Source organism: Anaerophilus nitritigenes (genome assembly GCF_004138215.1).
Classification (GTDB): domain Bacteria; phylum Bacillota; class Clostridia; order Peptostreptococcales; family Thermotaleaceae; genus Anaerophilus; species Anaerophilus nitritogenes.
The window spans coordinates 1-7,728 of the sequence record NZ_RYYS01000077.1; the positions used below are offsets into that span (position 1 = coordinate 1).

The following is a 7,728-nucleotide window of genomic DNA, read 5'->3' on the forward strand; positions in this document are numbered from 1 at the left end:
CTTTTGAGATGATTTTATCACTTAAAAGTTCAGTTTTGTATGTGTCATAGGCTTTACGCTTACATATATAATCCTTATCTATTGTATCACTTTTCATATCTATATGAAAACAAATTCCCAGTTGCTTTATGCAACTGGGAATTGATTAGATTTCCATTTGTTTTAAATCCTTAGGAATAATTAATTTTGCTTCTGTAGCTTGTTGTACTTGTTCTACTGTATATTCAGGATTGATTTCAGTTAAAATAATTCCTTCTTTTCTAACTTCCATAACACCCATTTCTGTAATAATCATATCTACTTGATTTGCTGCTGTAAGTGGTAATTTACATTCCTTTAAGATTTTATGTTTTCCTTTTGCTGTATGTGTCATAGATATAATTACTTTCTTAGCTCCTACTACAAGATCCATAGCACCACCCATCCCTGGCACCATTTTACCTGGGATCATCCAGTTCGCTAAATTCCCTTTTTCATCTACTTGTAATGCTCCAAGTACTGTAGCATCTACATGTCCTCCTCTTATAATTCCAAAAGATACTGAACTATCAAAGAAAGCTGCACCTGGTACTATTGTTACTGGTTGTCCACCAGAATTTACCAAATCTTCATCTTCTTTTCCTTCTTCTGGTACAGGACCTAATCCTATAAAACCATTTTCAGATTGAAACATTACATCCATGTCTTTTGGTATGTAATTTGCTACCATAGTAGGAAGACCTATTCCTAAATTGACTATATCTCCATCTTTTAATTCCTTTGCAACTCTTCTCGCAATAATTTCTTTTGCATCCATCTTCTACACCTCCACCATATAATCTACAAATAGACCTGGAGTCATCACATCGTTTGGATCGATTTCTCCAACTTCAACAATTTTTTCTGCTCCTACAATTACTATATCTGCTGCAGTAGCCATTAGTGGATTAAAGTTTTTTGTTGCTTTATTAAAATATAAATTTCCTCTTTTATCTGCAATAGAAGCGCTAATCAAAGCAATATCTGCTTTTAATGGTTTTTCTAATAGATACTCTACTCCATCTACTTCAATTTTTTGTTTCCCTTCTTCAACTATAGTTCCTACCCCTGTTGGTGTTAAGAGCCCACCTAGTCCATTTCCACCTGCTCTAATTCGTTCTGCCAGTGTTCCCTGAGGAACTAATTCCATTTCAAGAGTTCCTGCATTCATTTGATTTCCTGCTTCTGGATTTAAACCAATATGGGATGCAATCATTTTTTTTGCTTGCTTATTAATTAATAATTTCCCAATTCCTCTATCTGGCCATCCAGCATCATTTCCAATAAGTGTTAAATTTTTCACACCTTTTTCTACTAGTGCATCCATAAACTTCTCAGGAGTTCCAGCTGCCATAAATCCACCTATCATTACTGTCATTCCATCTTTGATATGACTCATAGCTTCTTCTAGTGTTACTATTTTGTTTATCACAATATACACCTCCAATAATTTTAATATTTTTATAAAAACATTAATCCTAGTGCAATAATAATTCCTGTATAAACTAAATCGATAATACAAAATCCCATGATATCTCTAGCGCCAAGTCCTGCTATACCTAATGCTGGAAGTGCCCAAAAAGGCTGGATCATATTTGTCCAAGCATCTCCCCATGCAATAGCCATTCCAGTTTTTGCTGCTGAAACACCAAGCTTAGCTCCTGCCGGCATCATAATAGGCGCTTGCACTGCCCATTGTCCACCACCAGATGGAACGAAAAAGTTTACAATTCCTGCACTTAAGAATGTAAATAATGGAAAAGTTGTTGGAGTAGAAATGTTTACAAACCACTCTGAAATAAGACCTGCAAAAGATACTCCATCTACATTTTTTCCTATCATCATTCCCATTATCCCTGCATAAAATGGGAATTGTAATATAATTCCTCCTGCTCCTTTTGTAGCAATAGTAATTGCATCTAAAAATCTTCTAGGTGTTACATGTAAAATTATTCCTGCAAATAAGAAAATAAAGTTTACAATATCTAAGTTTAATTGAAGTCCATTCTCTTTAACATAATAAAATATAGCTAACATACCCATAATCCCTATAATCATAGAAAGAATAGGACTATTCTCCATCTTATCTGCTGGTGTAGCATTTTCTAAAATAGTAGCAGCTTCTTCATCCATTAATAATTTAGGATCTACCGAAACTACTTCTTCTTTACTTGGATGCATAGCTTTATTTAAAAGAGGCATAGTAATTAATATAATTGCACTTACAACAATATTAAAGAATGAAAATATAGTTGTACTGGTAGGTATTGCTTCTACTATTGCTCCACTTGTAACATTCGCTAAATCTTCTCCTCCTGTAGCTAATGTAAGTGGAATAGAACCTGAAATTCCTGCATGCCACACTACGAATCCTGAATAAGCAGAAGCAATCAATAATCGATAGTCTACATTTTTTACTTCCTTTGCTAGTGCTCTTGCATATAAAGCTCCTATTACAAGTCCAAATCCCCAGTTAATCCAACATGCAATCGTTGAAATAAAAGTTACTGCTAAAATAGCCTGCGTAGGGGTTTTTGCAACTTTTGCTAAGTTGTCCAGCCCTTTTTTAATAATAGGTGCATTAGCAAGTGTATGTCCTGTTACTAATACTAATGCCATTTGCATGGAGAATTTTAATAAGCTCCAAAATCCATTACTCCAATGCATAACCATAGGTACTACTCCTTGCCCAGTAGTCCACCATCCACATATAAGTACTACTATTGTTAATATAACTGCAAATAAAAATGGGTCTGGCAGGTACTTTTGAACAAGTTTTACACATAACTTTGTAATACGTTTAAACACGGTAATTTCCCTCCTTTTAAAAACTATATTCCTATGTATATATTATACATTAAATCCTATATATTCCTATGTTATCACAATGAATATAAAATTCAACCTAATGAAAAAACTTTTTATTTTACTCAAATATTTATATAAAAGACAGGTGCAGTGCACCTGTCTTTTTAATATTTAATAAATTTTTCTCCTGGAACTCCACAAATAAAGCATTTTCCTGGAACTGATTTTTCAATGTTTCCACAGACTGGGCAAAGATAATAAAATACTTCTTCTTCATTGTCTACCTCTGCTAAAGCTTCTTCATAAAGCTTTGCATGAACTTCTTCTGCTTTTAATGCATATTCAAAGGTTCTTATTGCTTCTTTATTTCCTTCTTCTTTTGCTACTTCTAAAAATTCTGGATACATATCTTTAAATTCATAAGTTTCTCCTTTTACTGCATCTTCTAAATTTTCTTTTGTAGATTTTATTTTTCCTGCTACTTCAAAATGCTTATGTGCATGAAGAGTTTCTGCATCTGCAGCTGCTTTAAATAATTTTGCAGCATTTACTTTTCCTTCTTTTTCTGCTTTTTTTGCATATGCAAGATACTTTCTGTTTGCTTGTGATTCTCCAGCAAAAGCCGCCATTAAATTTTCTAAAGTTTTATTTGTCATAAAATCTCCTCCTATATATATTAATTATTTTATATAATGTCTCACAATAGTATATATACCACACAAAAAATTTATTAAACAAGTTTTTTGATTTCTTTTAAAATCTTCATAAAAGCTGTTGGAAAAGCATATTTTTCAATATCCTCTATACAGATCCATTGATTTTTATCCTTATCTACTAGATTGTTTTTTATGAGTTTGTATCGATATACATTCATATTCCATTTTAAATGGGTAAAAATATGTTCCTTTTGAAATAAAAATTTTTCTTTTTCTACAATCATTTCATAATTTTCTTTCAATTTTAAAAGAATACTTTTTCCATCTTCCATATTCTTTTCTTTCTCTATACTAGGAAGAGCCCAAAGATTCGCTAACAACCCTTCTGAAGATCTTTTCACAATAAAAAATTTATCTGTATTACAAATCAGTGCAACCTCTAAGTCTACCTCTCTTTTTGTTATTTTTTTCTTTTTCACTGGAAGGTCGTCTGCTACCCCTAACTCTCTCCCACTACACTGGGAAAATAATGGACAAGCTATACATTTAGGATTTTTAGGAATACAAATCATGGCTCCTAGCTCCATAAGAGCCTGATTAAAAAAGGAAGGCTTTTCTCTACTAACTAGAATTGATCCTAATTTTTCCATTTCTTTTCTTGTCTTATTTTCTCCTATATCTTCTTTTATACAAAACAGTCTAGAAAAAACTCTCATTACATTTCCATCTACTGCTGATACTGCTTGATCATAGGCAATACTAAGAATGGCTCCTGCTGTATAAGGTCCTATTCCTGTTATTTTTCGAATTTCATTTTGGGTTTTAGGAACCACTCCTAAAAATTCATCACAAATCATTTTAGCTCCTCTATGAATATTTTTTGCTCTGCTATAATATCCAAGACCCTCCCAAGCCTTTAATACCTCTTCTTCATGAGCATTTGCTAAAACTTTTACATCTGGAAACTTATTAATAAAATTTAAGAAATAAGGAATAACTGTCTCTACCCTAGTTTGTTGAAGCATCACTTCTGAAATCCATATATAATATGGATTTTTATTTTCTCTCCAAGGGAGCTTTCTATGATTTTTCATATACCAATCTATTAAATTACTTTGTATGTCTTTTATGAGTTTACTACTTAAATTTTCATAATCTCCATATTTATAAAAATCCATATTTTCTCCCTTCTTATTAACACTAAAAAGGAATTCTTATATAAGAATTCCTTTATTTTACCCATGGAATTGGATCTGTATATTGTCCATTTTTTCTAACCTCAAAATGAAGATGTGGTCCTGTTGAATTTCCTGTACTTCCTGCCTTTGAAATAGTTTGTCCTCTTGTTACCTTTTGTCCATCTGATACCAAAAGACTTGAATTATGGGCATATAAGGTAACCACTCCTCCACCATGATCCACCATTACAGTTTTTCCATATCCGCCTAGCCATCCAGAGTGAATAACAGTTCCATCTCCTGCAGATACTACACTTTTTCCTGCAGGAATTCCTATATCAATTCCTGTATGCATTTTCTTCCTTTTAAGAATTGGATGAATTCTATATCCATATGGAGATGTAATTCTTGTATATCCTGGAGCTGGCCAACCAAGTTTTCCTCCTACATACTGTCCTGTAGATTGTTTTTTTCTGATTTCTGCTACAATTTTTTGTGCATAATCATTAAGGTCATCTATTTGTTTTTCTAACTCCTTTGAATTGTTTTGAATTTCTCCTCTAACTTTATTTGCTTCTCCTCTACTTACCTGAAGCTCCTTTTGTTTTGACTGCATAGTACTCATCATAGAAACCATTTTGCTTTTATGTGTTTCTAATATTTTTTTCTTTGTTTGTATATCATCTCTTTGATCTTTCATATAAGCCAAAAGATCCATATCTTGAGAAAATATTTTTTTAACCATATCCAAATTAGATAAAAGGTCTATAATACTTTCTGAATTTAAAAGAACTTCTGCATAACCCATATCTCCATTTTTATACATTACTCTTAGTCTTGAATTTAATGTATCATTTTTATTTGCTATATTACTTTCTGCCTTTTGTAATTCATTTTGTGTAATATTAATTTTCTTTTTTGTAATAGTTACTTCTTGATCTATTTGAGCTAATTCTTGTTCTGTATGATAAATTTTTTGATCTAATTCTTTGATTTGTGTAGATAAACTTATTTCTTTTTGTTTATTCTCTCTTAGCTTTTTCTGTGCAGTATTAATTTCTTTATTGACATTATTGAGTTTCTTTTGCTCACTTGTCACATTTTGAGCAAAGGTAGGTGTAATCAATAAAGAAAGCATTAATCCAATGAGTAGCACAGATTTTTTAAAACTGTTCTTCATTTTCTATCCCCCTTTATACTTTTAAAAATTTTCTCATAGAAAATATACTTCCTAATGCACCAATTCCTACACCTAATACAATAAATATTACAGTTATACTTTCAATGACAACAGTAGCAGGAATCATATATGCAATAACCATTACATAGATTTTTTGAGTAATTACATCAAATAATTTTTTATATCCAAATCCTACAATTCCTAATGCAATTAAAGATCCAAATAATCCTATCATCATTCCTTCTATTAAAAAAGGCCAACGAATAAACCAATTTGTAGCTCCTACATATTTCATGATACTAATTTCTTTATTCCTTGCCATAACTGTAAGTTTAATAGTATTGGCTACTACAAACATAGAAATCAGTATTAATGCTCCTATAATAAAAATACCTATTGTTCTAATAAAGTCTGTAATTTTAAGAAGCTTCTCAATAATATCCTTATGATATTTTATTTCTTCTAAACCATCTAGTCCTTCCACTTTAGTTACTACAGTCTCAGCATAATTAATATCTTTTAATTTTATAACATAACTATTTGGCAATGGATTTTTCTCTAGTCCTTCTAAAAGATATCCATTTTCGCCCCATTTCTTTTTCATATTTTCTAAGGCTTCTTCTTTAGATAAAAATTCTACTTGATCTACTCCTTCAATACCTTTTATAATCGATCCCATTTCTTCTATTTGACTATCCGTTAAATCATTTTTTAAATATATTGGAATAGAGTCAAATTGTTCCTTTGCATCCTCTGCTAAACTGTTGATATTAAGTACTAACATAAATACAATTCCTAAAATGGTAAGCATAGATGCTATAGATGCTATGGCTACAATACCCATTACTCTATTTCTCCAAAATCCTTTTAATCCTTGCTTGACCATATACATAAAGGTATTACTACTCTTCATAGCCATACACACCTTTCTGATCATCTCTTACGATTTTTCCTCCTTCGATAGCCACCACTCTTTGCTGCATCATATCTACAATTTCTTTGGCATGTGTAGCCATAACTACAGTTGTACCTCTTCTATTAATTTGTTTAATAAGCTTCATAATTTCCCATGCTGTATCTGGATCTAAATTTCCCGTTGGCTCGTCCGCAATGAGTACAGATGGATTATTTACAATAGCCCTTGCAATAGACACCCTTTGTTGTTCTCCTCCTGAAAGTTCATGAGGATACATTTTCGCTTTTCCACTAAGACCTACCATAGCTAAAATGGTTGGAACTTGCCTTCTTATTTCTTTTGAACTTGATCCAATAATCTCCATAGCAAATGCTACATTTTCATATACTGTTTTATTTTGTAACAGCCTAAAATCCTGAAAAATAACACCCATTTTTCTTCTTAAATATGGAACCTTTCTATTACTTAATTTTGTAATATCCATTCCATCTATTATAATTTTCCCTTTTGTAGGTTCAATTTCTTTTAATAATAATTTGATAAATGTAGATTTTCCAGCCCCACTAGATCCTACTATAAATGCAAAATCTCCTTTTTCTATTTTTATATTCACATTAGAAAGTGCAATAGTCTCTTGTCCATACTGTTTCGTAATGTTTATTAAGTTTATCATAAAATCAACCCCTAATTTATCTATTAATTCTACATATGTCTTTTCATTTCCTGCATATTTTAAATAATATTTTTAGGTCTATCGTATCATTTGTCAAAAAAACAATCCTTTATATATTATATTATGATTTTGTAAAATTTCCAAATGTAATGTTTTTATTCTTATTCATTTTTCTGCTATATGCTTCTTTTTTCTTACCTATAAGAAATGATATAATAAACTAAGCATTTATTTTGAAAGTCCAGCTAAGAAATGTCAATAAAAAATAAAAAATATTTGATATCTTTGCTGAGAGAAAA

General features: G+C 31.1%; 8 protein-coding genes. All 8 read right to left on the reverse strand.

Translation table 11 applies throughout. The features are described from left to right. Window positions 1-145: 145 nt before the first annotated feature. Window positions 146-796 carry a 3-oxoacid CoA-transferase subunit B gene (locus EK368_RS11870; protein WP_129599985.1) on the reverse strand — a complete coding sequence of 217 codons (651 nt, stop codon included), beginning with the start codon at window positions 794-796 and terminating at the stop codon, window positions 146-148. A 3-nt stretch (window positions 797-799) separates the two neighbouring features. Beyond that, window positions 800-1,447 (reverse strand): CoA transferase subunit A, encoded by a 648-nt coding sequence (locus tag EK368_RS11875; protein ID WP_129599997.1) that lies wholly within the window; start codon window positions 1,445-1,447, stop codon window positions 800-802. Between the two features lie 32 nt (window positions 1,448-1,479). Next, the gene (locus EK368_RS11880; protein ID WP_129599987.1) at window positions 1,480-2,826 is read right to left on the reverse strand and encodes a short-chain fatty acid transporter; all 1,347 of its coding nucleotides are present in this window, start codon (window positions 2,824-2,826) and stop codon (window positions 1,480-1,482) included. 164 nt (window positions 2,827-2,990) lie between these two features. Continuing rightward, a complete protein-coding gene (locus tag EK368_RS11885) occupies window positions 2,991-3,482 on the reverse strand; it encodes a rubrerythrin family protein (RefSeq protein WP_129599989.1) in 492 nt (163 codons plus the stop codon). Between the two features lie 74 nt (window positions 3,483-3,556). After that, window positions 3,557-4,660: an A/G-specific adenine glycosylase gene (gene mutY / locus EK368_RS11890; protein ID WP_129599991.1), complete on the reverse strand. Its 1,104-nt coding sequence runs from the start codon at window positions 4,658-4,660 to the stop codon at window positions 3,557-3,559. A gap of 52 nt (window positions 4,661-4,712) precedes the next feature. Further along, entirely contained in the window at window positions 4,713-5,840 is a 1,128-nt protein-coding gene (locus EK368_RS11895; protein WP_129599993.1) for a murein hydrolase activator EnvC family protein, read from the reverse strand. A gap of 13 nt (window positions 5,841-5,853) precedes the next feature. Next, window positions 5,854-6,777, reverse strand: a complete 924-nt coding sequence (gene ftsX, locus EK368_RS11900) for a permease-like cell division protein FtsX (protein WP_243109415.1) — start codon at window positions 6,775-6,777, stop codon at window positions 5,854-5,856. After that, a complete protein-coding gene (ftsE, locus tag EK368_RS11905) occupies window positions 6,743-7,429 on the reverse strand; it encodes a cell division ATP-binding protein FtsE (RefSeq protein WP_129599995.1) in 687 nt (228 codons plus the stop codon). Before ftsE ends, ftsX begins: the two co-directional genes overlap by 35 nt. Window positions 7,430-7,728 lie beyond the last annotated feature (299 nt).

What these genes read in the sequence shown, in the direction of transcription:
- EK368_RS11870 (WP_129599985.1), bottom strand. Translation starts at nt 796, where the DNA reads ATGGATGCAAAAGAAATTATTGCGAGAAGAGTTGCAAAGGAATTAAAA.
- EK368_RS11885 (WP_129599989.1), bottom strand. Translation starts at nt 3,482, where the DNA reads ATGACAAATAAAACTTTAGAAAATTTAATGGCGGCTTTTGCTGGAGAA.
- mutY (WP_129599991.1), bottom strand. Translation starts at nt 4,660, where the DNA reads ATGGATTTTTATAAATATGGAGATTATGAAAATTTAAGTAGTAAACTC.
- EK368_RS11895 (WP_129599993.1), bottom strand. Translation starts at nt 5,840, where the DNA reads ATGAAGAACAGTTTTAAAAAATCTGTGCTACTCATTGGATTAATGCTT.
- ftsX (WP_243109415.1), bottom strand. Translation starts at nt 6,777, where the DNA reads ATGATCAGAAAGGTGTGTATGGCTATGAAGAGTAGTAATACCTTTATG.
- ftsE (WP_129599995.1), bottom strand. Translation starts at nt 7,429, where the DNA reads ATGATAAACTTAATAAACATTACGAAACAGTATGGACAAGAGACTATT.